Source organism: Salinicoccus sp. HZC-1, from assembly GCF_046736035.1.
Taxonomy (GTDB): Bacteria; Bacillota; Bacilli; order Staphylococcales; family Salinicoccaceae; genus Salinicoccus.
In genome coordinates this window covers 2,670,595-2,691,275 of the sequence record NZ_CP177130.1, presented here as the reverse complement: position 1 = coordinate 2,691,275, position 20,681 = coordinate 2,670,595, and the positions used below count along the sequence as shown (strand labels likewise).

Below are 20,681 nucleotides of genomic sequence, written 5' to 3'. Positions count from 1 at the left end.
TTCACATCCCGCCTTCCTGTTTTTCTATTGGATATCTCTATTCATTTTCCAATGCAGCATCCAAAAACTCAGTGTTGACGAGTCCTTCGATATCATCGGAGGGTGTGTAATCCGCTTCATTACTGATTGTCGCCATCTCCTGCAGGACTTCCTCATTGATTTCATACGTTGGATTTAAACGGTTGCTTGCTTTTAATGTCTCTTCGAAATCAAGCTCCTGACCGGAGATTTCTGCAATATGATCAACGAATATCTGTACAGCTTCTTCCTGATTCTGTTCAAAGAATTCAATGGCTTTCATATGTGCGCGGATGTATGCTTCTGTCAGCTCCGGGTTATTGTCTGTAAATCCCTGGCGGGCTGTGACGACTGTCGTTGTGGATTCAGTTCCCCATGCGAACTCCTCTTCATCGAGAAGGATGTCTGCGTTCGTCTGGGTCTCCAGGAATACACCCCATGGTTCCTGTGTGGCTGCAGCATCTACATCTTCCTGGAGGAAGAGTGTGGAAGTGTCAGCGGGAGCCTGCGGCATCATTTCTACGTCTTCTGCCGTGAGTCCTGCATCCTGAAGCACTTTACGCAGCATGATGTCCTGGGTGGAACCGATAGTCGGAATTGCAATTCTTGTCCCTTTAAGGTCCTCTGCACTCTCTATATCTGAGTGCTCTGCAGTCGCAAGGACGGCACCGCCATTCACAGCACCTGCAATGATTTCATGGGCGGGATTTCTCAGGTAAGTATTTGTTGTCGGTGACGGGCCGACTGTTCCGATGTCAAATTCATCTGTCGACAGGGCTTCCATAAATGCGCTTCCGTCAGGGAAAGTCATTGTATCGATGTTAATGTCTTCTCCGAATTCTTCCTGAAAGTAGCCATTTTCAAGTGCAATGATTGTTGTGATATGTGTGAAGTTAGGGAAGTAGCCGATACGCACTTCTTCTGCGGACTCTCCCGAGCCACCGCCGCCGCACCCGGAAATGATGAGTGCCAGCATAGTTAACAAGCCAAACAGTGTTTTTTTCATGTGAATTATTCTCTCCTTTATGTTCTAAGGCCCCATTTTCTGGCAACAGAGCGTTCCATTCTTAAGAATATCTGGTTATCTATAATCGTACCGATGACACCGATGACAATCATGATCGAAAGGACCAGGTCCATCGCCTGCGTGGAGCGTCCCAAGTCAAGCAGATACCCCAAGCCGCCTGCTGCGCCAAGCAGTTCCCCGGCCATGATTGCACGCCAGGCAAAGGCCCAGGCGACACGGAGCCCCGAAATGATATGGGGGACGGAAGCGGGTAGAATAACTGTTCTGAGCAGATGGGCCCCGGACGATCCAAGTGTTCGTGCGGCATTGATATAAATGCTTGGAACGTTTTTGAACCCTGCACTGGAGTTGACCGTCATTGTCCATGTCGCACCAATTGCGACGATGAATAAAATTGCAGTGGTACCGAGACCGAACCATACAATCGCAAGCGGGAACCATACGATACTCGGGATGGACTGTAATGCTGTGACGAAATATCCCAGCGTGTCATCCACCCATTTGTAGCGTGCGATCAAAAAGCCGAACGTGAGTCCGAGTACCACTGCTATGAAGAATCCGATGAGCAGACGGCTGAGGGTCACACCCGTCGCACTGAGGATCTGACCGGACAATATGCCGCTGAACAATGTTTTTAAAACTGTGACTCCACCCGGATCATTCGGGATGATCAGAGGTGGAAACATGAAAGTGGGAAAGATACCCAGTTTAGATATGACTTCCCATATGGCTATTATCACTATCGTGAATGTTACTCTTCGCAAGAGTGTAGTCATCGCCGAATTCCTCCTTCAGCACTTTTTCCATTTCTTCTTCCAGTTCATGCATCACGCGCCGCTCCAGCTCCACAATATTACTGTCAGAAGGATCTCTGGGCCTTGCAGCCTGCACGGTGAACTCCTGCTTAATCGCACCGGGTCTCGTGCTCATGAGCAACACCCTGTCTGAGAGTGTCAACGCTTCGCGGATGTTATGGGTGATGAATAAAATCGTCTTGCCGGTCTCTGCCCAGATGGATTGGAGTTCTTTATGGAGGACAAGCCGGGTCTGCTCATCAAGTGCAGCAAAGGGTTCGTCCATCAAAAGTACATCGGGGTCCATGACGAGGGCACGGGCGATTGCAACCCGCTGCTTCATTCCGCCTGAGAGTTCATGCGGATATGACTGTATGAAGTTCCCAAGGTGGACCATTTTGAGACCTTCCATCGCTTTTTCCTCTGCTTCTTTTTTAGTCATCTTTTTACGTAAAAGTCCATATGTAACGTTTTCGAATACGGTCATCCAGGGGAATAAGCCGCCTTCCTGGAACACAACCACACGGTCTGTCCCGGGCCCCTTGATCTTTTTATCGTTCATGAGCACTTCTCCTGAAGTGGGATAATCCAGACCGGCGATTAATTTTAATATGGTCGATTTACCGCACCCGGAAGGCCCGATTAGAGACACGAACTCTCCTTCATTGATGTTGAAATCAATATTATCCAGAACATTAAGCGAGTCATTCTTGCCTTTTTGGAAAGATTTATTAACCTGCTTCAGCCTTACTTTCATAGTGCACCTCGCCTCCTCAAAAAATCCTACTAAACCTATATGGATTATATGTTAATTTTGAAGCAACTGTCAAGGCGGTGGGCAAGGGGTCATTCAATAATACGGACAAGACATAATGAACGTTCATTTCATCATTTCGCTTCATTGTTTTACAGTTTAGTATCCGTATAAGCAAGCTGTTGAACTTGAAAAAGACTGAGGAATATAAAAAATCCTCAGTCTTTCTTATCTTCTTCATGTTTCATAATTTCTTTGGCAGATCTGTTCTTGCCTTTGGCCATGGGAACTGCAAGGATAATACCGAATATTATGCCGAGTGGAATGCCGGCTGCCCATAAATAAACATAGTTTTCTGTCAGTATAGTAATCATGTAGCCGAATACCAGGCCGACGGGTATCCCGATGACGAAGGAAGTCACGACAGACTTCATATCCATGTTTTTCATTTTGATCCCCTTTCATCTTCAAAATCATAATGTGCGAATTTAAATAAAAACTGTTATGCTTCTGCGTGCGTACTGGATTCATTATATATGTACCCGAATTCGAATCTTCTATTCTTAAAGCCTCTAAAACCGGGAAAAGACTGAGGCGCCTACGCCTCAGTCTTTTCCATGCTCCTTATCATGTTGTTTATTTTTATTTCTGCCAAAAGCTGCACCGAACAGGAGACCTGCAGTAAGGCCTAATGTGATGCCCACGGGGAGGAACATGATATTATCCAGAACTATATGGAGGAGATAGCCTAATATCGCTCCTAAAACGACGCCCAGGCTTAATCCCAGGGCAATATACTTACTCTGAACACCGTGCATATTATTTTCGCTCATTTAAAGACACTCCTCGGATATCGGCATCTTTATCCTACCACTCTTCAATTTCCCCGCGCACTTTATATGACAGATTTTCTCCATGGCGTTCTCCCAATCTGTCCTCAACATCCTTCAGGGAAACATCCTGGTTTTTCAGCAGAACGAGCAGATGATAGAGCAGGTCGCTTGTTTCATCAACGAGTTCAGTGCTGTCATTGTTTTTCGCAGCAATCACAACTTCCGTCATCTCTTCGCCGCATTTCTTAAGTATTTTATCCGTGCCTTCTTCTGTTAAGTATTTCGTGTAGGACCCTTCCTGTGGGTTTCCAACTTTCTGGTCCACTATCTTTTCCAAAGTCTGCAGGTTGAAGAAGTCATCCCCGAAGCAGCTCTGTGTACCCAAATGACAGGTTGGCCCTTTGGGTTCGACCTGGATGAGCAGTGCGTCCTGGTCGCAGTCGAGGGCCATCTCTTTCACAGCTTGTATGTGACCGCTCGTTTCCCCTTTTTTCCACAGTCTCTCTTTCGTGCGGGAATAAAACCAGACGACCCTGTCTTCGAGCGTCTTCCGGTAGGCCTCTTCGTTCATGAAGCCGTTCATCAGCACCTGTTTTGTTTTGTAGTCCTGCAGAATGACGGATAATAGGCCGTTTCCTTTTTCAAAATTCGGTTTCATGAAAGTCTCACCTCGAATCCTTCCTCCTGCAATTTCTGTTTCAGATCTTTTATTTCCACTTCTTTGTTATGGAATATGGAAGCGGCGAGTCCGGCGGATACACCCGTTTCTTTGAACACTTCGGCGAAGTGCACTTCGTTTCCGGCACCGCCGCTTGCGATGATCGGTATATTGACGAGTGCATTTGCCTGTTTCAGAAAATCAACATCGAATCCCTGTTTCACCCCGTCGTGATCCATGCTTGTGATGAGCAGTTCGCCGGCGCCGCGTTCGGCACATTGGACGACCCAGTCGAATGCACGAATGCCGGTATCTTTTGATCCGCCATGGGTAAATACGAAATAATCCGCTTTCTCCGGATCGTATTTCACATCGATTGCGATGCAGATGCATTGTTTGCCGAATACCGCTGACGCCGTTTCGATCAGATCCGGATCCTTCAATGCGGCAGAATTGATGCTGACTTTATCTGCGCCCGCATTAAGTAGTTGCCGTATGTCTTCAATCGAAGATATGCCGCCGCCGATTGTCAGCGGGATGAAGAGTTCTTTTGCTGTTTCTCTGATGACATCTATCATCAGGTCGTGGCCATCCTGTGTTTTTGAAATATCCAAAAAGACGAGTTCGTCCGCACCCTCTTCGTTGTATCTCTTGGCAAGTTCGACCGGATCCCCGATATCCCTGAGCCCGACGAAATTGACGCCTTTTACAACGCGGCCTTCTTTAACATCCAAACAGGGGGTGATTCTTTTTTTAATCATTTGATATCCCTCCAAAATGAATCAGTGTGACTGGCTTTGCCGACAATCGCATTATTGATGCCCATGGACTCGAGCTTATCGAGATCGGTTTTATCCCTGACACCGCCGCTTGCTATGACTGTATGCCGTGTCAATTCGTTTATGCGTTGCGTATTCTCGAAGTTCGGTCCCTGGTTCATGCCATCCTTGTTGATATCGGTGTAGATGATGCCCGCGATGTCCAGATTCTCGATTTCTTTAATATAGTCGTCGATGGTGATATTGCTGTTTTCTGTCCATCCGTTGACATAAATATCGTTCTCTTTGGCATCAGTGCCCACAAATACACGATCGGGGAACTGTTCAGCCACATCTTTCAGCCATTCGATATCCAGAATCGCTTTTGTACCCAGAATGAAATAATCGATGCCGATCGCATCATATTGTTCAATCGTTTCAATGCTTCTCAGGCCGCCGCCGATTTGAAGGGGGAGATCCGTCAGTGATTTCAGCTGCTCAATCACTGTCGTTTCCTGCGCATTTTGTTTAAGTGCACCCATCAGGTCAACAATATGGATTCGTTTGACCTGTTCAAAACTTGAATAAAACTGGATCGCTTCCTCCGGTGTGCGCTTCATTGCTGTTTTCTGATCGTAATCCCCTTGGGTGAGGCGGACGTTTTTACCGTCGATGATGTCGATGGCAGGGATGATATTCATTTTTAAAATCCTCCTTCAATGGCGTGTTTTAATATTTCCAATCCAGCATCTCCTGATTTCTCGGGATGGAACTGGATTCCGATGATATTATCCTTTTGGGCAATTGCGGGTACATCAGCACCATAGTCACTCGTTGCGATGATGTCGGCCGCATCTTCGACCATATAACTATGGATGAAATAAACATCTTTGCCGTTTAGTTTTTCATTATTGCTGTTCAGGGTATTCCATCCTAAATGTGGAATGACATACGGTGTATCTATTTTACGGACATGTCCTTTTAAAAGTCCCAGGCCTTTGACATTTCCTTCTTCGCTGGATTCGAACAACAGCTGCATCCCGAGACAGATGCCGATGATCCTTTTAGTTTTGGCGATCTCAAGCAATTCATCTTTGATTCCAAGTGCATCGATGGTGTTGATGGCACTTCCGAAATGGCCCACACCCGGCAGGATGACGACATCACAGTTTAAAAGGTCACTGTGTCTGCTGGATAACATATATGGATAGCCAAGTTTATCGAGTGCATTTTTGATATTTTGAATATTTCCCAGGGAATAATCTACGATGCCGATCATTCGATAACCCCTTTGGAGGAAGGGATTCCCGATTCACTGGGTGCAAGTGCCGCTTTTAAACTTCTCGAAAAGGCCTTGAAGACCGCTTCGATTTCATGGTGGGTATTCCCGCCTTTAAGCAGATCGACATGCAGTGTCATCCGGCTGTTCATGCTGAGGGCATTGAAAAACTCCATGACGAGTTCCGTATCAAAATTGCCGACCTTCTCTTTTGAGAATTCCGCCTGGAAGTTCAAGTGCGGACGTCCGGACAGGTCGAGTACAACACGGGCCAGGGATTCATCCATCGGGATGTATGTTGTGCCGTACCGCTGATAGGACTGTTTTTCTGTATAGAGCTCCCGGATCAGCTGGCCCAGTATGATGCCCACATCTTCCACCGTGTGATGGTCATCGACTGCGTTATCGCCGTCTGCTTTCACATCAAGATAAAGTTCCGAATGGAAGCTGAGGAGCGTCAGCATATGGTCAAAAAAACCGACGTTCGTTGAAATCTGCGATTCTTTGAATGATTTCTTATCATCGATTGAAATTGAGATTTGTGTTTCCTGTGTTGCTCTTTCCTTCTTGATCATATTGATTGCTCCATTCATTGATTAATTTTTTCAATCCATCATAGTCCTCGAGTTTAATGATTGAATATCGGACAACATCGTTCAGGGGATCGATGTTGTACATCCTTGGCTGATACCCATTATCCCATAAATACTGTCCGAGGGATTTCGCATTTCTCCCATAGGTAAATATGAAGTTGGTGTTGGATTCGATAATATTCACTTTATCTTCAACCGCTTGAAATGCTTCTGCCAGCTGTCTTTTGGATTCGAGCTGGTAGTCTGTAAATGTCCCGAGTTCACTTTTATCTTCGAATATTCTGCTCGCCAGGTTTAAAGACAGTGCGTTCACAGGATAGGGGTGGTTGAGCTGCGTTATCTTCCTGTATGTTTCCCCGTCGGCAATCGCCATTCCCACTCTGAGCCCGGCGATGCCGAAAATCTTGCTCAAAGTCCGGATGATGACGATATGCTCCCCTTCAGGTCTTTTATAATCCGCTGCAAATTCGGCATAGGCTTCATCAAGCACCACATATCCGCCGACGGATTTCATCGCTTCTGAAAGGCGTTCGAGTGCAGTGTCCTCAAACAACTGGCCTGTCGGATTATGCGGCATGGATATCAGGAATAAAGACGGGCGCTTCTCGTTGATTGCATCGATTACTTTATCGAAATCGAATTGGAAGTTTTCGTCGCAGGGAATGGTATCGAATGTGAAATTCATCTGGCCCGAATATTCCTGGTACATCACAAAGTCGGGGGATAATGCCATGACACCGTCTTTCCCGAGGGTCATGATCGTCTTCTGGATCCATTCGTCAGAACCGTTCGCTACTTCCACCTGTTCCGGCCTGATATTATAGTAATCGGCATAGAGCTGTTTGAATCGTACAATTTCATCACTTGGATATTCGTAGAGGACAGTATTTTCAACGACTTCCCTGACGGCTGCATCAGACAATGGGGAAATCGGACTGGTATTCCGGTCCATGTGGATCATTAGATCACTCCGTTCTGATTTTCAATGATTGATAGTGTGCGTCCAGCTGTTCCCGTCTCGCGACTGTCATTGCCGGATCTGCTATTTCGTTAAAAGTATCTTCTTTAAGTGAAATGACCGCATGGCTTGTCAGGAAGTCATTTACATTCAACCCGTGGCTGAATCGTCCTGTCCGGTCTGTGGGCAATACGTGGGATGGTCCCGCTGCATAGTCACCGATCGCTTCCGGTGAGTAGTAGCCTTCAAACACCGCCCCTGCATATTTGATATTGCTGATGATCATTTCAGAATCCTTATGCTGGACGGAAACATGTTCCGGAGCGATGAAATTCACAAGGCCGAGCAGTGATTCACGTGAATCCACAACTGCGTAGTGATTGTTTTCTATGGATTCCCTTATGATTTCAGCGCGGGGCTGTGCGTCAATGAGTGCGCTCATCCTGTCTTCAATCGAATCGATGATTGCCCGGTCTTCACTGAGCAGGAACGTACGCGCATTCCGGTCGTGTTCGGATTGGGCGAAAATATCATATACGATCGCATCCACATGCACATCAGAATCGATATAGATCAGAATTTCACTCGGCCCGGCAATCATGTCGATGCCCACTTCGCCGAATAAAAGCCGCTTCGCCAGAGCCACATAGTAGTTGCCCGGACCGACGATCTTATCCACTTTGGGAATGGATTCCGTCCCGAAGGCGAGGGCGGCAATCGCCTGGGCCCCGCCGATTGTGTATACGTCTGTAATGCCGCATATATGAAGTGCGGCGAATGTAATATTGTTCTCTTCGAATGTCGGCGTCACCACATGGATTTCCCTGACTCCGGCAGCAAGAGCCGGCACGACCGTCATAAGGACGCTCGATGGATATAATGCCGTTCCGCCCGGTACGTAGACACCGACCTTTTCGATCGGGTGATACACGTACTTGAACTCCCCGTCATCCTGATCTTCATATTTGATTGTTCTCTGGTAGGCTTCAATCCTCTTTTTGATCTTTTCCAAAGCCTGCCTCTCCGCATCCGGGAGGGCGTTATAGCTGTCTTCCAGTTTTTCGGCGGGCACTTTGAAAGAATCCAGCGTGCGGCCGTCAAATTTCTCGGTATATTGTCTGAGTGCGGCGTCTTTTTCCTGTCTGACTGCCTCGATGATTTCCATGACGTCCGCCATGCCCTCGAATCCGGCTGTCTCTGTGTTATTCTGAAAAATTTCTTTGAATTCCGAAACGTTCATCAGACCACCCCGATTTCTGTAAGGAAGTCATATATTTCGTCTTCTTTAGTATAGAACGTTCTTTTATTGGCAATCAGGCGTGCATGGATGTCCATGATTTTTTCGTACTCGATCAGACCGTTATCCTTCAGTGTGCTGCCTGTCTGTACAATATCGACAATCGCATCGGAAAGTCCGAGAAGCGGTGCCAGCTCGACGGAACCGTTGAGATGCACGAGTGACACATCTTTTTTCTTGCTTTTGAAATGTTCAAAAGCCACGTTCGTGTATTTTGTGGCGATTGTATCGAATGCTTCCTGGCCGGGCAGGGCGGCGACAGAGAAATGGCAGTCACCAAACGGCAGCTGGGAAACGTTTAAAATATTGAATTCATCTTCTGTGATGATGTCCGAACCGACGATTCCGATATCGGCAACGCCGCTTTCCACATACGTCGGCACATCCGGTCCTTTGGCAAAGATGAATTTCACGTTATCCACGACTGTATAGAGGGAGCGGGTTTCCCCGGTCAATGCCCCGATATAATCACTCAGATTGTTTTCTTCCATATATTTGATGAAGTCTTTAAAAAGACGACCTTTGGTCAGCGCGACAGTAATCATAAGAGTCCTCCATTGGATAGATTGACCGCAATGCCGAATGCACTGCTGTTGTATTCCCCGCCGCTTAAGAGCGGATAGTCATGATTTAAAAATATCTGGAAATAAAAACCGTTGTAATAGGACTGGGGTGAACGGAAAGAAAGATCCAGGATGAACTTCATATTGTATTTTTCAAGGTATGCATTCAGATGGTTCAGGAACTTCATGATATCGGTGTCCCCAAATTCATTATTTACAAGGTTGATCTGTTCACTTACTTTTGCCGCCATCAGAATGTATAGTGGGTGTTCGCTGCCGAGCCTCTTCTTGAGTTCGGACAGGTTTTTTTCATATACAAGTTTGCGGATATCTGTGTCCAGTCCATACTTTTCGATATAAAAGTCGAGAAGCTTGTCATCGTTGACGACGATGGACCTGAACTCCCCGCCATTCCTGTCCTCGATGAATGACAGATGCATGTCGATACTTTTCAGTACTTCATCTTCGGTAGGGCCGTAAAGCTCGACACCGGCCTGATAGAATGTTTTATAGTTCCTTACCACCGGGCCAAAGTATCCAAAGAAACGATGGCTGAGGTAGTAGTTCTCATTATAATTCAACAGTGATCTTGTCCAGTCGCTGCGGATCGAGAAAATCTGTTCATTTTTTTCAAAAATGATTGTGGAGGAATGATGGCGCTTATCCTCGATTTGAAAAGGCTCGACCATATTCATATCAATCAGCTGGTAGCCTTCCTGATCAAGCAGCCGGGTATAATCCTGTGCAAGTTTCAAACGGTTCATAATCAATGCGTTCTCCATACAGCGTCTCCTTTAATACTTTAGTGTGGTAAAGAATAATCAATAAATAAAATATTAACAAATAAAATAAGCAGATGCAAGACATTTCAGATAATTGGTTTAATGCTTTAAATAGCTAAAGTGTTTTGTTATGATGGTCGTATTACTGGAGGGGAGCAATATGCAGATAGATAAGTTAAGAGGGGAACAACTCGATGATCTATTCGAAGGGATATTGAAACTCGAAACCCTGGACGATTGCTATCATTTTTTCGATGACTTATGCACAACCAATGAGCTGGTGTCCCTGAAGCAGAGGTTCCAGGTTGCCAAGAGGATCAAAGAAGGACAGACCTATCAGAAAGTCCAGGATGAAACCGGCGCGTCCAGCGCGACAGTCTCACGGGTGAAGCGATGCCTGGATTATGGAAGCGATGGCTATCATAGAATCATAGACCGTATGGAATAGTGAAAACGTAAGCGGCACAATGATGTGATGACTTGCGTTTCATAATATTAATTATATTTCTATCACCTGCAAAGTATTCTTGATTTCCGTGCGGATATCATCAGTCCGCCATTCCCGCGGGTATCCGAGACATGCACAAATATAAGTCAGGCCATCCTGCGTAAATTGATGGCGGAAATGCACGTGCCCCATGATGCTGTACTTTATGGGGTACTTTTTATAGAGATCATCAAAATCGGATGTACCGATGAAAGCGTTGAAATAATCAAACAGACGGTGGGGCATGGGAACGGCATATCTTCTGTGTGTGACCACATGGGTCATCAGGATGATTTTCCTGTCTCCCACCTTTCCCATGTCCTTTTCCGCTTTATCCGCAAACACTTTTGACAGTTCCCTGTCGTTAAGCTGCCAGTCTATCTTCAATTTATCCTGCCACGTGCCGCCGTAGAATTTACCTCTTTCCAATTTTTCTGTACTGAAACGTTCATCTGCATAAGTGTAGTCATACCAGCCGCTGTGACCGACAATCGCCCAACCCTCATTTATAAGGTAGGGGGACTCCAAAAGGCTGCCCGGCATTTTCTTATAGAAATCGTAGACTTCCCTGGTTGTTTTACCGTCGCCTTCTGTTAGCCAGTAGTCGTGATTTCCTGGTACAAAAAGGACTTCGACACCGGTCAGGTCAGCGACTGTCTTTAAAAAATCTGAAGTCATTTCATAATGGCTGGAAACATCTCCGGCAACCAGGAGGATATCCAGGCCCCGGATTTTCACTTCCTCTGCCAAAAGTGTTTCATATGTTTTTATACCTATATTTCCCCGGTCAATGTGTAAATCGGAAATAATACCAATTTTCATAATAAATCTCTCCGTATTTCTATTCATAATCCAATTCTATCATCGTAAATTTCAAATGCCATTCTAAACAGTTCCATTGACGATATATTGATGTACCGATATACTGACAAGCATTCCTATTGTTCAAGTATGAATTATAAGGGTGATATAGAATAAATTGTTTTCCCGGAGGTACAGAATGTCAGAAGATATTATTAGAGTTGCAACTAAAAAAGATGCCGAAGAATTTTTGGCTTTGATGAAAACAGCGTTTAAACCGCTCAAGGATCTTGGGATAGAGTGGCCGTCGGTGAATGTCGGGTTGGAGGATGTTACTGCCAATATAGTGAATTCGACCGCCTATGTTCTGGAGCGTGACGGGGAGATCATTTCGACCATCACGATAAAATTTCCGTGGGAGGCAGGAATTAATATTTCAGGATATCCTTTTGTCTGGTGGTTCGCGACCAAACCGGAGTATAAAGGGCAGGGGGTTGGAGATAAGCTGCTCACCTACGTTGAAGAAACTATTTTAAGGGATACTTTAAAAGCGCCCGCTGTAGTGCTCGGCACTTCACTGAAGTTCCACCCCTGGCTGAAGGGGATTTATGAGAGAAGGGGCTATACGGTCTATTACGAAAGGGAACAGGAATATGGCGATGTGGACGGACTCATGTATAAAGTGCTTATTCCTGAAAACTTTGATAAAGAGGTTTTGGGTGTACCTGTACTCGATTAGAAATAGGCAAAGGGCCGGAAAATGATTTTTCCGGCCCTTTGCTTTTACGCATTGCATTCTATTATTTAGACTCATTTAACTGGTTCGCCTGCATATAATACAAAGGTTGATATGTGGAGTGCAGTAATCATTGATGCAGGGAGAATAATACTCTTTTTGATAAAATGAAAAATTATTTACTAACAGTAAAAAAGAGGCTGAGGAGATTCCCCGGCCTCTTAATGAAATCTTTGTTGGATTATGCAAAGAAACCAACAATTGTTGCTGTAAGCAGACTTACGAGTGAAGCACCATAAACGAGTTTCAGACCGAACTTCGCGACTTTGTCTCCACTTTCGTTGTGGAGCCCTTTAACAGAACCGGCGATGATACCGATACTTGAGAAGTTGGCGAATGAAACCAGGAATACTGAAATCATTGCCTGTGATTTGCGGCTGAATTCATCCGCAATTGCCGTATAATCCAGCATCGCAACGAATTCATTCGTGATTAGTTTTGTAGCCATAAGGCTCCCGGCCTGCTGTGCTTCGGACCAAGGAAATCCAATCAGGAATGCGATTGGCATGAAGATGTAGCCGAGAACATCCTGGAATGTAATGCTCACACCCGGAATGAGCAGGAACGCTTCGTTTAAAATAGCGATCAAAGCGATATAACCGACCAGCATTGCTGCAACGGTCATCGCGACTTTTGCGCCATCCATGATGTAGTCCCCAAGAATCTGGAAGAAAGATTTACCGTCATCCGGGCTTTCGCCGATATCAGTGGCTGCTTCTTCCTCTTCCGTCAGTTCATATGGATTGATGACATGAACAATAACATATGCACCGAACAGGTTAAGCACAATCGCCGTCACGACGTACTGCGGTTCCAGCATGGTCATGTATGCACCCACAATGGATAATGACACGGAACTCATAGATTGCGCGGAAAGTGTGTACAACCTGTGTCTCGGCAGCTTTGCAAGCTGATTTTTCAGGGAAATGAATACTTCGGATTGCCCCAGAACCATGGAAGCGGCCCCGTTATACGATTCCAGGTACCCCATACCGGTTATTTTTGTAAGCAGAATACCCAGTCCGCGAATGATGAGCGGAAGAATTTTAGTAAACTGCAAAATCCCGATCAATGCCGAAATTACAATGATAGGCAGAAGCACATTAAAGAAGAACACATCTGCGGGACTGCCGTCCTCTAAAGTTGTAAGATCTCCCATTACAAATGCGACACCTTCCGCTGCGAATCCGAGCAGAACGTTAAACGCGTCTGCCAGCACCTCAATAACTGCCTGTCCTGCGCCTGTAGAAAGAAGTAGGAAAGCAAAGAAAAGCTGGACGACAAGAAGGACTAGAATATTCTTCCAGTGTCTGAAGGCAATTTTTCGGTTGCTGCTGGCAATCCATGCTAAAAACAGTGTAAAAGCAATGCCGATAATGCCGAGTAGTATACTCAATACGGTCACCTCATGATTTTTATTTACATTATATAATATGTATATAGGACATGCGCCTGGTCTCGTTGTAAATTGGTCCTTGCTTATTATAATGCAAACGTTTACAGAAATAAAGGGGGAATTGATAAAACTTTACATTTGCCTTATTGGAAATGAGATTATATAATTATAGTCAAAGAAGGTCAAAAGAGGTGATGAAATGCGTAATATGTCGGACATCATCGAGCAATATTTAAAACAGCTGATCCAAGACTCCGGTGGAGAGGTTGTAGAAATTAAAAGGGCACATATTGCAGAGAAATTTGATTGCGTACCCTCTCAGTTAAATTATGTCATCAAAACCCGCTTTACCAACGAACATGGCTATACCGTTGAAAGCAAGCGCGGCGGCGGGGGATATATAAGGATTACCAAAGTAGAAACACATTCAAAAGCTGAATATCTTGCCCATTTACAAAAACTCGTTGGCGATGGTGTATCAGAACAAAATGCAAATCGTATTGTACAGTCGATGTTTGAAAATGCGGTCATAACGATTAAAGAAGCGAAAATTATAAATGCCGCGATAGAACGGGAAACACTGATGCTGGAACTTCCATACCGCGATACATTAAGGGCGAACATTTTAAGAAGAGTGATAGACGTTATTCTATACAGCGAGGAGTGATCGGATGAAATGTGAGACATGCAATGAACGGGAAGCGACCATCCATATTACTAAAGGCAGCGGATTGGACAAGTCAGAGAAGTTTTTGTGTGAGCGATGTGCAAATGCTTCCTTCGAAAATGACTTCAGCTATCCGGATGACTCTTTTAACATCCACCAATTGTTGAAATCACTTTCACAGCAGCAATCGATGCATCAGCAGCAAAGGCGCCGGAAACAATGTGAAACGTGTGGTTCCACTATAGATACAATTGTAAAAAACGGGAAATTCGGCTGCCCGGACTGCTACACTTCATTTGACGGACAGGTGCCTGAAATCATCACACGGGTCCAGGCGCACCAGACAGAGCATATTGGTAAAGTGCCGAAGAAATCCCGGTCACAGATAAAAGTGAAAAAGCAAATTGAAAAATTGAAGATGGAACTGTCAGAACTCATCGAGTCCCAAGAGTTCGAGGAAGCGGCAGTCATTCGTGATGAAATCAAGGAATTGGAAAAGGCAGGTGGAATGGATGACGCAAAATAATGTGAGTCCGTGGATTGAAAACGCTGTTGAATCGCCTGTCGAAATGTCAGCAAGAATACGACTCGCCAGAAATATTAAACATATTCCTTTTCCGCATATGGTGAGAGATGAAGACGCGCTGGATTCTGTATTGGACAAATTAAGTACAGTATTTGAAGATTATCAGAAGGTGCCCATGAATATGCTGAAGTTCGAAGACAAGGCGTTGCTCGTTGAGAAACATCTGATCAGTCCTCTGTTCACGCGGCAGGGATTGCACAGCTACATCAATGAAGATGAATCGGTGTCCATCATGATCAATGAAGAAGATCATATCCGCATACAGACAATGGGCGCGGGCATCCCCATCCAGGATTTATACAAAGAGGCCGAAGAGATAGATGAATCCCTGGAAGATGTGGTCGATTACGCTTTTGATGAGAAGTTCGGATATTTAACTGCATGTCCCACCAATGTGGGCACAGGGATGCGGGCATCCATCATGCTCCATCTGCCCGCTTTATCACTCGGCAGCAAAATTGAACGGCTGGCAGGGAATTTAAACCGTTTCGGATTTACTTTAAGAGGTATATATGGAGAAGGGTCCGTTCCTCTGGGCCATATCTATCAATTATCAAATCAGCTTACACTCGGCCAGACAGAGGAAGAAATCATCCATAACCTGGCCCAGCTGAAATCACAGATTATCGAAGAAGAACTCGAGATGCGCTCACGATTGCAAAGTGAACATCTTCTGGACGTAAAAGATTCAGTATACCGCTCATACGGGATACTGAAGCACGCATACAAGATGTCTTTAAAAGAAACGGCAAAATGTCTGAGCGATGTTAAACTGGGTATTGATTTAGAAATTTTGGAATATGATGATTTCAAGTTCCAAAAATGGATCCAGCTGATCCAGCCTGCTTTTTTGAAAATGAGGCTCAATGCACAGCGTAAGGACTATACATCTCTTGAGCAGGCCGTCGATGAAGAACGTGCAACGCTTATGAGAGAATTATTAGGAGGGAAATGAATATGCTATTTGGCAGATTAACAGAACGCGCACAGAAAGTACTTGCATACGCGCAAGAAGAAGCGATTAGCCTCAAACATTCCAACATTGGTACAGAACACCTGCTCCTGGGTCTCGTTAAAGAAAATGAAGGTATAGCAGCAAAAGTGCTGGCATCATTCAATATTACAGAAGACAAAGTTAAAGAAGAGGTGTTCAACCTCATTAATGAAGGCTCTGAAGGGTCATCATCCATCCATTACACACCAAGAGCAAAGAAAGTCATCGAACTTTCAATGGATGAAGCGAGAAAACTCCATCATAATTTTGTTGGTACAGAGCACCTGCTCCTGGGACTGATCCGTGAAAGTGAAGGGGTGGCTGCCCGCGTATTATCCAATCTTGATTTAAATATTACCAAAGCACGTGCTGCCGTAATTAAAATGCTGGGCAATCCGGATTCATTCCAGCAAAAAGAGAATATGAAGAAAGATCACAATACACCTACACTGGATTCACTCGCACGTGATCTAACACAGATCGCCCGCGATGATATGCTGGATCCGGTAATTGGACGTTCCAAGGAAATCACACGTGTAATCGAAGTGCTGAGCAGAAGAACGAAAAACAACCCGGTATTAATCGGTGAGCCCGGTGTCGGTAAAACAGCAATTGCCGAAGGGCTGGCACAGCAGATCGTTAAGAATGAAGTGCCTGAGACACTTAAAGATAAACGCGTTATGTCACTGGATATGGGAACGGTAGTAGCCGGTACCAAGTATCGCGGTGAGTTTGAAGAACGTATGAAGAAAGTCATGGAAGAAATCCACAAGGCGGGTAACGTAGTTCTGTTCATCGATGAGCTGCACACACTTATTGGTGCCGGCGGTGCTGAAGGTGCAATCGACGCATCCAATATTCTTAAGCCAGCACTCGCACGCGGTGAAATGCAATGTATCGGTGCGACGACGCTGGAAGAATACCGTAAGCACATTGAGAAGGATGCAGCGCTTGAACGCCGTTTCCAGCCGGTACAGGTGGATGAGCCTAATGTGGAAGATGCGATTCTCATCCTTAAAGGCCTGCGCGACCGCTATGAGGCCCATCACAGAATCACAATTACCGATGAAGCGGTGGAAGCAGCGGTGACAATGAGTGCCCGTTATGTACAGGACAGGTTCCTGCCGGATAAAGCGATCGACCTTATCGATGAAGCTTCATCCAAAGTGAGACTCCGCAGCTACACTTCTCCGCCTGATCTGAAAGACTTGGAGAATAAGCTGGAGGAAATCAAAAAAGAGAAGAATGCAGCGGTGCAGAGCCAGGAGTTTGAAGCAGCCGCGAATTTCCGCGATCAGCAGACGAAACTTGAAAAAGAGCTTGAAGACCGTGAAGACAACTGGAAGAAAGAACAGGGCCAGGCCTCACAGTCTGTGACCACGAGTGATATTGAACTGGTGATCAGCAGCATCACGGGTATTCCATTATCCAAAATAGCTGAAGAGGAATCAGATAGATTATTGAATCTCGAATCCATCCTCCACAACCGTGTGATTGGTCAAAAAGATGCGGTCGGATCTATTTCCAAAGCGGTCAGACGTGCCCGTGCCGGACTTAAAAACCCTAAACGTCCAATCGGCAGCTTTATCTTCCTGGGACCTACAGGTGTAGGTAAGACCGAGCTTGCCAGAGCATTGAGCGAAGCGATGTTCGGTGAAGAAGATGCAATGATCCGTGTTGATATGAGTGAGTACATGGAGAAACATTCCGTGTCCAGGCTCGTCGGTTCACCTCCTGGTTATGTAGGTTATGATGACGGGGGCCAGCTTACTGAAAAAGTGAGAAGGAAACCATATTCACTCATCCTGTTCGACGAGATTGAAAAAGCGCACCCGGATGTATTCAACATGCTGCTGCAAGTGCTGGATGACGGACGTCTGACAGACTCCAATGGACGTACTGTAGACTTCAGAAACACAATCATCGTCATGACATCCAACATCGGTGCGCAGGAACTCAAAGACCAAAAATTCGCTGGTTTCGGTACGACGGAAAATGTCAGAGACTACGATACGGTCAGGAACACAATGATGAAAGAAATGAAGAACACATTCCGTCCGGAGTTCATCAACCGTGTTGACGATATCATTGTCTTCCACAGCCTTGAAAAAGAGCATCTTAAGAAAATCGTGTCACTCATGATTGACCAGCTTAAAGAACGACTTGTCGATCAGGAGATTCATCTTGAAGTGACGGAAGCGGCAAAAGAGAAGATCGCCGACGACGGTTACGATCCGGAATACGGTGCAAGACCGCTTGCCCGTTCAATCCAGCGCCACATCGAAGACAGATTGAGTGAATCATTACTGTCCGGTGAGGAGCTGGAAGACAGAGTCGTGACAATCGATTATAAAGATGAAGAGTTTGATGTTCAAACCGAGAAGAAAGAAACAGTGGAATAGCATATCATTTTAAAAAAGCCATGGGCCCTTGTAATCGAAGAGCCCATGGCTTTTATTGCCTGACGGACTATTCCATATCATCTTCCCGAAGCTCAACAAACAGCACATGTTCGATAAATGAAGTGTGGATTCTGCCTTCCTCGCTCTTTTCGATCAATTGAAGTTCCTGACTGAAAGAATCACCGATGGGAATAATCATTTTCCCGCCGGGTGACAGCTGGTCGGTAAGGGCACGGGGCACTTCTTTGGCAGCGGCAGTGACCATGATCCTGTCATAGGGTGCATGCTTTTTCCAGCCCAGACTGCCGTCGCCCAAATGGAAATGGACATTGGAATATCCTTCTGCGGCCAGCCGTTCTTGAACCTTCTGGTAAAGTGCTTCAATCCGTTCGACGGTATAGACGCTTTCTGCAAACCCTGCAAGAAGTGCGGTCTGGAAGCCGGAGCCGGTTCCTATCTCCAATACCTTATCGCCTTCTGCAAGGTCAAGGTGGAGCGTCATATCTAATACAAGGGAAGGCTGGGAGATTGTCTGTCCATGGCCAATGGGGAAAGGTCTGTCAAATTCTGCCGCTTCCTTGTTACTGTCCATGAATTTACTCCGGTCCAGCCTGTGGAAGAATGCAGTAATCTCTTTTTTGGAGTATCCCATGAAATTCACCTGCCTTTTTAAATGAATACCCGGTTTTTCGCGAAATCATGCGGTTCCTTTACATTGGCAGAAATCCCCGTTCAATATTTCTCTTCATTAAATATTAAATGGGATATGAGTGGTGCATGCTTTAAAATTATATTAAATAGTAATACAATAGGAATAATAAACTTAAATAAAATTGGAGGAATAATGCCTGATGGCTAAAGCGAAAAATGTATTTGAATGTATGGCCTGTGGCTATGAGTCTCCGAAGTGGGCAGGGAAGTGTCCAAACTGCGGAGCGTGGAACCAGATGGAGGAAAAGCTGGTTCACAAAGAGACTGCAGGCAGGGGGACGTTCGGCAAACCGGAACAGAAGGAACGGCAGCGCAGCCGCAAACTTGATCGTGTCAAGCAGAGTCACACGCCCAGAACACTTACTCAGAGCGGTGAATTCGACCGTGTTCTCGGCGGCGGCATCGTAGACGGTTCACTGATACTCATCGGCGGAGATCCGGGGATTGGTAAATCTACCATTCTGCTTCAGACAGCCCTGAAATTATCCGAGAAACATGAAGTGCTCTATGTATCGGGAGAAGAGTCACTCGAGCAGATAAAATTACGAGCAGACCGTTTGATAGAAGCAAGTGATAATCTTAATGTATATAGTGAAACGAATCTCTTCCATATCCACGATGAAATCAAGAACACCAAACCGGATTTTCTCATCATCGACTCCATACAAACCGTATTCAATCCAGATGTCACAAGTGCTCCAGGCAGTGTTGCACAAGTTCGTGAATGTACACAAAGTCTTATGAATATCGCTAAAAACGGCAACATTGCAACGTTCATTGTCGGCCATGTAACGAAAGAAGGGCAGATTGCCGGTCCTAGAATGCTGGAACACATGGTGGATACAGTACTTTATTTTGAAGGGGATCAGCATCATACCTACCGTATTCTAAGAGCTGTGAAAAATCGTTTCGGTTCAACGAACGAAATGGGTATGTTCGAAATGAAGAACGTCGGTCTTACAGAGGTACTGAATCCGTCGGAGATCTTTTTGGAGGAACGCTCCAAAAATGTACCGGGTTCTGCGATTGTCGCAACCATGGAAGGCACACGGGCAATGCTTGTGGAAGTACAGGCGCTCGTTACTCCCACGCATTTCCATAATCCGAGGCGGATGGCAACGGGAATAGACCAGAACCGCCTGTCACTTCTTATGGCAGTGCTTGAAAAAAGTGAAGGTCTGCTCATGCAGCAGCACGATGCCTATATCAAAGTTGCCGGCGGTGGTAAACTGGAAGAGCCGGCGGTGGACCTGAGCGTCATCATCAGTATCGCATCAAGCTTTAAAGGCGCAGCGGTACGGGGCGATGACTGTTTTATCGGCGAGGTCGGGCTGACCGGTGAAGTAAGACGCGTGACGAAAATTGACCAGCGGTTGATTGAAGCGGCGAAGCTGGGATTCAAACGCGCAATCATTCCATCCTCGAATATGAAAGATCTGAATGTGCCTGAAGGGATTGAAGTCATCGGGGCACAAACGTTGAAAGACGCCTTGAAAACGGCAGTAAAATAAAATGATAAGGAGGTGG

General features: G+C 45.6%; 24 protein-coding genes. 7 read left to right on the top strand and 17 right to left on the bottom strand.

Features of this window, described 5'->3' with window-relative positions; translation table 11 throughout:
• Nucleotides 1-37: 37 nt before the first annotated feature.
• From ACKRAT_RS13925 to ACKRAT_RS13860, 14 genes are all read right to left on the bottom strand, one after another.
• Complete coding sequence (locus ACKRAT_RS13925; protein ID WP_411842978.1) at nucleotides 38-1,024, bottom strand: ABC transporter substrate-binding protein; 987 nt, start codon at nucleotides 1,022-1,024, stop codon at nucleotides 38-40.
• A gap of 17 nt (nucleotides 1,025-1,041) precedes the next feature.
• On the bottom strand, nucleotides 1,042-1,821 hold the full coding sequence (locus ACKRAT_RS13920) for an ABC transporter permease (RefSeq protein WP_411842977.1): 780 nt from the start codon (nucleotides 1,819-1,821) through the stop codon (nucleotides 1,042-1,044).
• On the bottom strand, nucleotides 1,754-2,596 hold the full coding sequence (locus tag ACKRAT_RS13915; protein ID WP_411842976.1) for an ABC transporter ATP-binding protein: 843 nt from the start codon (nucleotides 2,594-2,596) through the stop codon (nucleotides 1,754-1,756). Before ACKRAT_RS13915 ends, ACKRAT_RS13920 begins: the two co-directional genes overlap by 68 nt.
• 215 nt (nucleotides 2,597-2,811) lie before the next feature.
• Nucleotides 2,812-3,042, bottom strand: a complete 231-nt coding sequence (locus ACKRAT_RS13910) for a hypothetical protein (protein ID WP_411842975.1) — start codon at nucleotides 3,040-3,042, stop codon at nucleotides 2,812-2,814.
• Between the two features lie 156 nt (nucleotides 3,043-3,198).
• A complete protein-coding gene (locus ACKRAT_RS13905) occupies nucleotides 3,199-3,426 on the bottom strand; it encodes a hypothetical protein (RefSeq protein ID WP_411842974.1) in 228 nt (75 codons plus the stop codon).
• Nucleotides 3,427-3,460: 34 nt separating this feature from the next.
• A complete protein-coding gene (gene hisIE, locus ACKRAT_RS13900; RefSeq protein ID WP_411842973.1) occupies nucleotides 3,461-4,084 on the bottom strand; it encodes a bifunctional phosphoribosyl-AMP cyclohydrolase/phosphoribosyl-ATP diphosphatase HisIE in 624 nt (207 codons plus the stop codon).
• Nucleotides 4,081-4,845 (bottom strand): imidazole glycerol phosphate synthase subunit HisF, encoded by a 765-nt coding sequence (gene hisF, locus ACKRAT_RS13895; RefSeq protein WP_411842972.1) that lies wholly within the window; start codon nucleotides 4,843-4,845, stop codon nucleotides 4,081-4,083. Before hisF ends, hisIE begins: the two co-directional genes overlap by 4 nt.
• Nucleotides 4,842-5,543 (bottom strand): 1-(5-phosphoribosyl)-5-[(5-phosphoribosylamino)methylideneamino]imidazole-4-carboxamide isomerase, encoded by a 702-nt coding sequence (gene hisA / locus ACKRAT_RS13890; RefSeq protein ID WP_411842971.1) that lies wholly within the window; start codon nucleotides 5,541-5,543, stop codon nucleotides 4,842-4,844. The genes hisF and hisA overlap by 4 nt, the downstream gene beginning before the upstream one ends.
• Nucleotides 5,544-5,545: 2 nt before the next feature.
• A complete protein-coding gene (gene hisH / locus ACKRAT_RS13885) occupies nucleotides 5,546-6,121 on the bottom strand; it encodes an imidazole glycerol phosphate synthase subunit HisH (protein ID WP_411842970.1) in 576 nt (191 codons plus the stop codon).
• The gene (hisB, locus tag ACKRAT_RS13880) at nucleotides 6,118-6,696 is read right to left on the bottom strand and encodes an imidazoleglycerol-phosphate dehydratase HisB (RefSeq protein ID WP_411842969.1); all 579 of its coding nucleotides are present in this window, start codon (nucleotides 6,694-6,696) and stop codon (nucleotides 6,118-6,120) included. The genes hisH and hisB overlap by 4 nt, the downstream gene beginning before the upstream one ends.
• Nucleotides 6,641-7,675 (bottom strand): pyridoxal phosphate-dependent aminotransferase, encoded by a 1,035-nt coding sequence (locus tag ACKRAT_RS13875; RefSeq protein ID WP_411842968.1) that lies wholly within the window; start codon nucleotides 7,673-7,675, stop codon nucleotides 6,641-6,643. The genes hisB and ACKRAT_RS13875 overlap by 56 nt, the downstream gene beginning before the upstream one ends.
• A gap of 4 nt (nucleotides 7,676-7,679) precedes the next feature.
• Nucleotides 7,680-8,912 (bottom strand): histidinol dehydrogenase, encoded by a 1,233-nt coding sequence (gene hisD / locus ACKRAT_RS13870; RefSeq protein WP_411842967.1) that lies wholly within the window; start codon nucleotides 8,910-8,912, stop codon nucleotides 7,680-7,682.
• Nucleotides 8,912-9,514 (bottom strand): ATP phosphoribosyltransferase, encoded by a 603-nt coding sequence (hisG, locus tag ACKRAT_RS13865; RefSeq protein ID WP_411842966.1) that lies wholly within the window; start codon nucleotides 9,512-9,514, stop codon nucleotides 8,912-8,914. Before hisG ends, hisD begins: the two co-directional genes overlap by 1 nt.
• Nucleotides 9,511-10,314, bottom strand: a complete 804-nt coding sequence (locus ACKRAT_RS13860; RefSeq protein WP_411842965.1) for an ATP phosphoribosyltransferase regulatory subunit — start codon at nucleotides 10,312-10,314, stop codon at nucleotides 9,511-9,513. Before ACKRAT_RS13860 ends, hisG begins: the two co-directional genes overlap by 4 nt.
• 160 nt (nucleotides 10,315-10,474) lie before the next feature.
• Between ACKRAT_RS13860 and ACKRAT_RS13855 the strand changes: the two genes are divergently transcribed.
• On the top strand, nucleotides 10,475-10,762 hold the full coding sequence (locus tag ACKRAT_RS13855) for a YerC/YecD family TrpR-related protein (protein ID WP_411842964.1): 288 nt from the start codon (nucleotides 10,475-10,477) through the stop codon (nucleotides 10,760-10,762).
• 51 nt (nucleotides 10,763-10,813) lie between these two features.
• Here the strand turns inward: ACKRAT_RS13855 and ACKRAT_RS13850 are convergent, their stop codons facing one another.
• A complete protein-coding gene (locus ACKRAT_RS13850) occupies nucleotides 10,814-11,623 on the bottom strand; it encodes a metallophosphoesterase (RefSeq protein ID WP_411842963.1) in 810 nt (269 codons plus the stop codon).
• 178 nt (nucleotides 11,624-11,801) lie between these two features.
• Here ACKRAT_RS13850 and ACKRAT_RS13845 point away from each other — a divergent pair, with 178 nt between their 5' ends.
• Nucleotides 11,802-12,341, top strand: a complete 540-nt coding sequence (locus tag ACKRAT_RS13845; protein ID WP_411842962.1) for a GNAT family N-acetyltransferase — start codon at nucleotides 11,802-11,804, stop codon at nucleotides 12,339-12,341.
• Nucleotides 12,342-12,579: 238 nt separating this feature from the next.
• Here the strand turns inward: ACKRAT_RS13845 and ACKRAT_RS13840 are convergent, their stop codons facing one another.
• Nucleotides 12,580-13,794: a NupC/NupG family nucleoside CNT transporter gene (locus ACKRAT_RS13840; protein WP_411842961.1), complete on the bottom strand. Its 1,215-nt coding sequence runs from the start codon at nucleotides 13,792-13,794 to the stop codon at nucleotides 12,580-12,582.
• Between the two features lie 199 nt (nucleotides 13,795-13,993).
• Here ACKRAT_RS13840 and ACKRAT_RS13835 point away from each other — a divergent pair, with 199 nt between their 5' ends.
• Genes ACKRAT_RS13835 through ACKRAT_RS13820 form a run of 4 tightly spaced genes read left to right on the top strand, consistent with a single transcriptional unit; the run spans nucleotide 13,994 to nucleotide 18,443 of the window.
• Nucleotides 13,994-14,461 carry a CtsR family transcriptional regulator gene (locus tag ACKRAT_RS13835; protein ID WP_411842960.1) on the top strand — a complete coding sequence of 156 codons (468 nt, stop codon included), beginning with the start codon at nucleotides 13,994-13,996 and terminating at the stop codon, nucleotides 14,459-14,461.
• A gap of 4 nt (nucleotides 14,462-14,465) precedes the next feature.
• The gene (locus ACKRAT_RS13830) at nucleotides 14,466-14,987 is read left to right on the top strand and encodes a UvrB/UvrC motif-containing protein (RefSeq protein WP_411842959.1); all 522 of its coding nucleotides are present in this window, start codon (nucleotides 14,466-14,468) and stop codon (nucleotides 14,985-14,987) included.
• A complete protein-coding gene (locus ACKRAT_RS13825; RefSeq protein WP_411842958.1) occupies nucleotides 14,974-16,002 on the top strand; it encodes a hypothetical protein in 1,029 nt (342 codons plus the stop codon). The genes ACKRAT_RS13830 and ACKRAT_RS13825 overlap by 14 nt, the downstream gene beginning before the upstream one ends.
• Nucleotides 16,003-16,004: 2 nt before the next feature.
• On the top strand, nucleotides 16,005-18,443 hold the full coding sequence (locus tag ACKRAT_RS13820; protein ID WP_411842957.1) for an ATP-dependent Clp protease ATP-binding subunit: 2,439 nt from the start codon (nucleotides 16,005-16,007) through the stop codon (nucleotides 18,441-18,443).
• A 67-nt stretch (nucleotides 18,444-18,510) separates the two neighbouring features.
• Here the strand turns inward: ACKRAT_RS13820 and ACKRAT_RS13815 are convergent, their stop codons facing one another.
• Entirely contained in the window at nucleotides 18,511-19,095 is a 585-nt protein-coding gene (locus ACKRAT_RS13815; RefSeq protein ID WP_411842956.1) for a protein-L-isoaspartate(D-aspartate) O-methyltransferase, read from the bottom strand.
• A gap of 199 nt (nucleotides 19,096-19,294) precedes the next feature.
• On the opposite strand from ACKRAT_RS13815, the gene radA reads away from it, so the two are divergent.
• The gene (radA, locus tag ACKRAT_RS13810; protein WP_411842955.1) at nucleotides 19,295-20,665 is read left to right on the top strand and encodes a DNA repair protein RadA; all 1,371 of its coding nucleotides are present in this window, start codon (nucleotides 19,295-19,297) and stop codon (nucleotides 20,663-20,665) included.
• The last annotated feature ends 16 nt before the right edge of the window (nucleotides 20,666-20,681 follow it).

Excerpts from the sequence above, each read along its gene's own strand:
- ACKRAT_RS13925 (WP_411842978.1), bottom strand. The coding sequence starts at position 1,024 with ATGAAAAAAACACTGTTTGGCTTGTTAACTATGCTGGCACTCATCATT.
- ACKRAT_RS13920 (WP_411842977.1), bottom strand. The coding sequence starts at position 1,821 with ATGACTACACTCTTGCGAAGAGTAACATTCACGATAGTGATAATAGCC.
- ACKRAT_RS13915 (WP_411842976.1), bottom strand. The coding sequence starts at position 2,596 with ATGAAAGTAAGGCTGAAGCAGGTTAATAAATCTTTCCAAAAAGGCAAG.
- ACKRAT_RS13910 (WP_411842975.1), bottom strand. The coding sequence starts at position 3,042 with ATGAAAAACATGGATATGAAGTCTGTCGTGACTTCCTTCGTCATCGGG.
- ACKRAT_RS13905 (WP_411842974.1), bottom strand. The coding sequence starts at position 3,426 with ATGAGCGAAAATAATATGCACGGTGTTCAGAGTAAGTATATTGCCCTG.
- hisIE (WP_411842973.1), bottom strand. The coding sequence starts at position 4,084 with ATGAAACCGAATTTTGAAAAAGGAAACGGCCTATTATCCGTCATTCTG.
- hisF (WP_411842972.1), bottom strand. The coding sequence starts at position 4,845 with ATGATTAAAAAAAGAATCACCCCCTGTTTGGATGTTAAAGAAGGCCGC.
- hisA (WP_411842971.1), bottom strand. The coding sequence starts at position 5,543 with ATGAATATCATCCCTGCCATCGACATCATCGACGGTAAAAACGTCCGC.
- hisH (WP_411842970.1), bottom strand. The coding sequence starts at position 6,121 with ATGATCGGCATCGTAGATTATTCCCTGGGAAATATTCAAAATATCAAA.
- hisB (WP_411842969.1), bottom strand. The coding sequence starts at position 6,696 with ATGATCAAGAAGGAAAGAGCAACACAGGAAACACAAATCTCAATTTCA.
- ACKRAT_RS13875 (WP_411842968.1), bottom strand. The coding sequence starts at position 7,675 with ATGATCCACATGGACCGGAATACCAGTCCGATTTCCCCATTGTCTGAT.
- hisD (WP_411842967.1), bottom strand. The coding sequence starts at position 8,912 with ATGAACGTTTCGGAATTCAAAGAAATTTTTCAGAATAACACAGAGACA.
- hisG (WP_411842966.1), bottom strand. The coding sequence starts at position 9,514 with ATGATTACTGTCGCGCTGACCAAAGGTCGTCTTTTTAAAGACTTCATC.
- ACKRAT_RS13860 (WP_411842965.1), bottom strand. The coding sequence starts at position 10,314 with ATGGAGAACGCATTGATTATGAACCGTTTGAAACTTGCACAGGATTAT.
- ACKRAT_RS13855 (WP_411842964.1), top strand. The coding sequence starts at position 10,475 with ATGCAGATAGATAAGTTAAGAGGGGAACAACTCGATGATCTATTCGAA.
- ACKRAT_RS13850 (WP_411842963.1), bottom strand. The coding sequence starts at position 11,623 with ATGAAAATTGGTATTATTTCCGATTTACACATTGACCGGGGAAATATA.
- ACKRAT_RS13845 (WP_411842962.1), top strand. The coding sequence starts at position 11,802 with ATGTCAGAAGATATTATTAGAGTTGCAACTAAAAAAGATGCCGAAGAA.
- ACKRAT_RS13835 (WP_411842960.1), top strand. The coding sequence starts at position 13,994 with ATGCGTAATATGTCGGACATCATCGAGCAATATTTAAAACAGCTGATC.
- ACKRAT_RS13830 (WP_411842959.1), top strand. The coding sequence starts at position 14,466 with ATGAAATGTGAGACATGCAATGAACGGGAAGCGACCATCCATATTACT.
- ACKRAT_RS13825 (WP_411842958.1), top strand. The coding sequence starts at position 14,974 with ATGACGCAAAATAATGTGAGTCCGTGGATTGAAAACGCTGTTGAATCG.
- ACKRAT_RS13820 (WP_411842957.1), top strand. The coding sequence starts at position 16,005 with ATGCTATTTGGCAGATTAACAGAACGCGCACAGAAAGTACTTGCATAC.
- ACKRAT_RS13815 (WP_411842956.1), bottom strand. The coding sequence starts at position 19,095 with ATGGGATACTCCAAAAAAGAGATTACTGCATTCTTCCACAGGCTGGAC.
- radA (WP_411842955.1), top strand. The coding sequence starts at position 19,295 with ATGGCTAAAGCGAAAAATGTATTTGAATGTATGGCCTGTGGCTATGAG.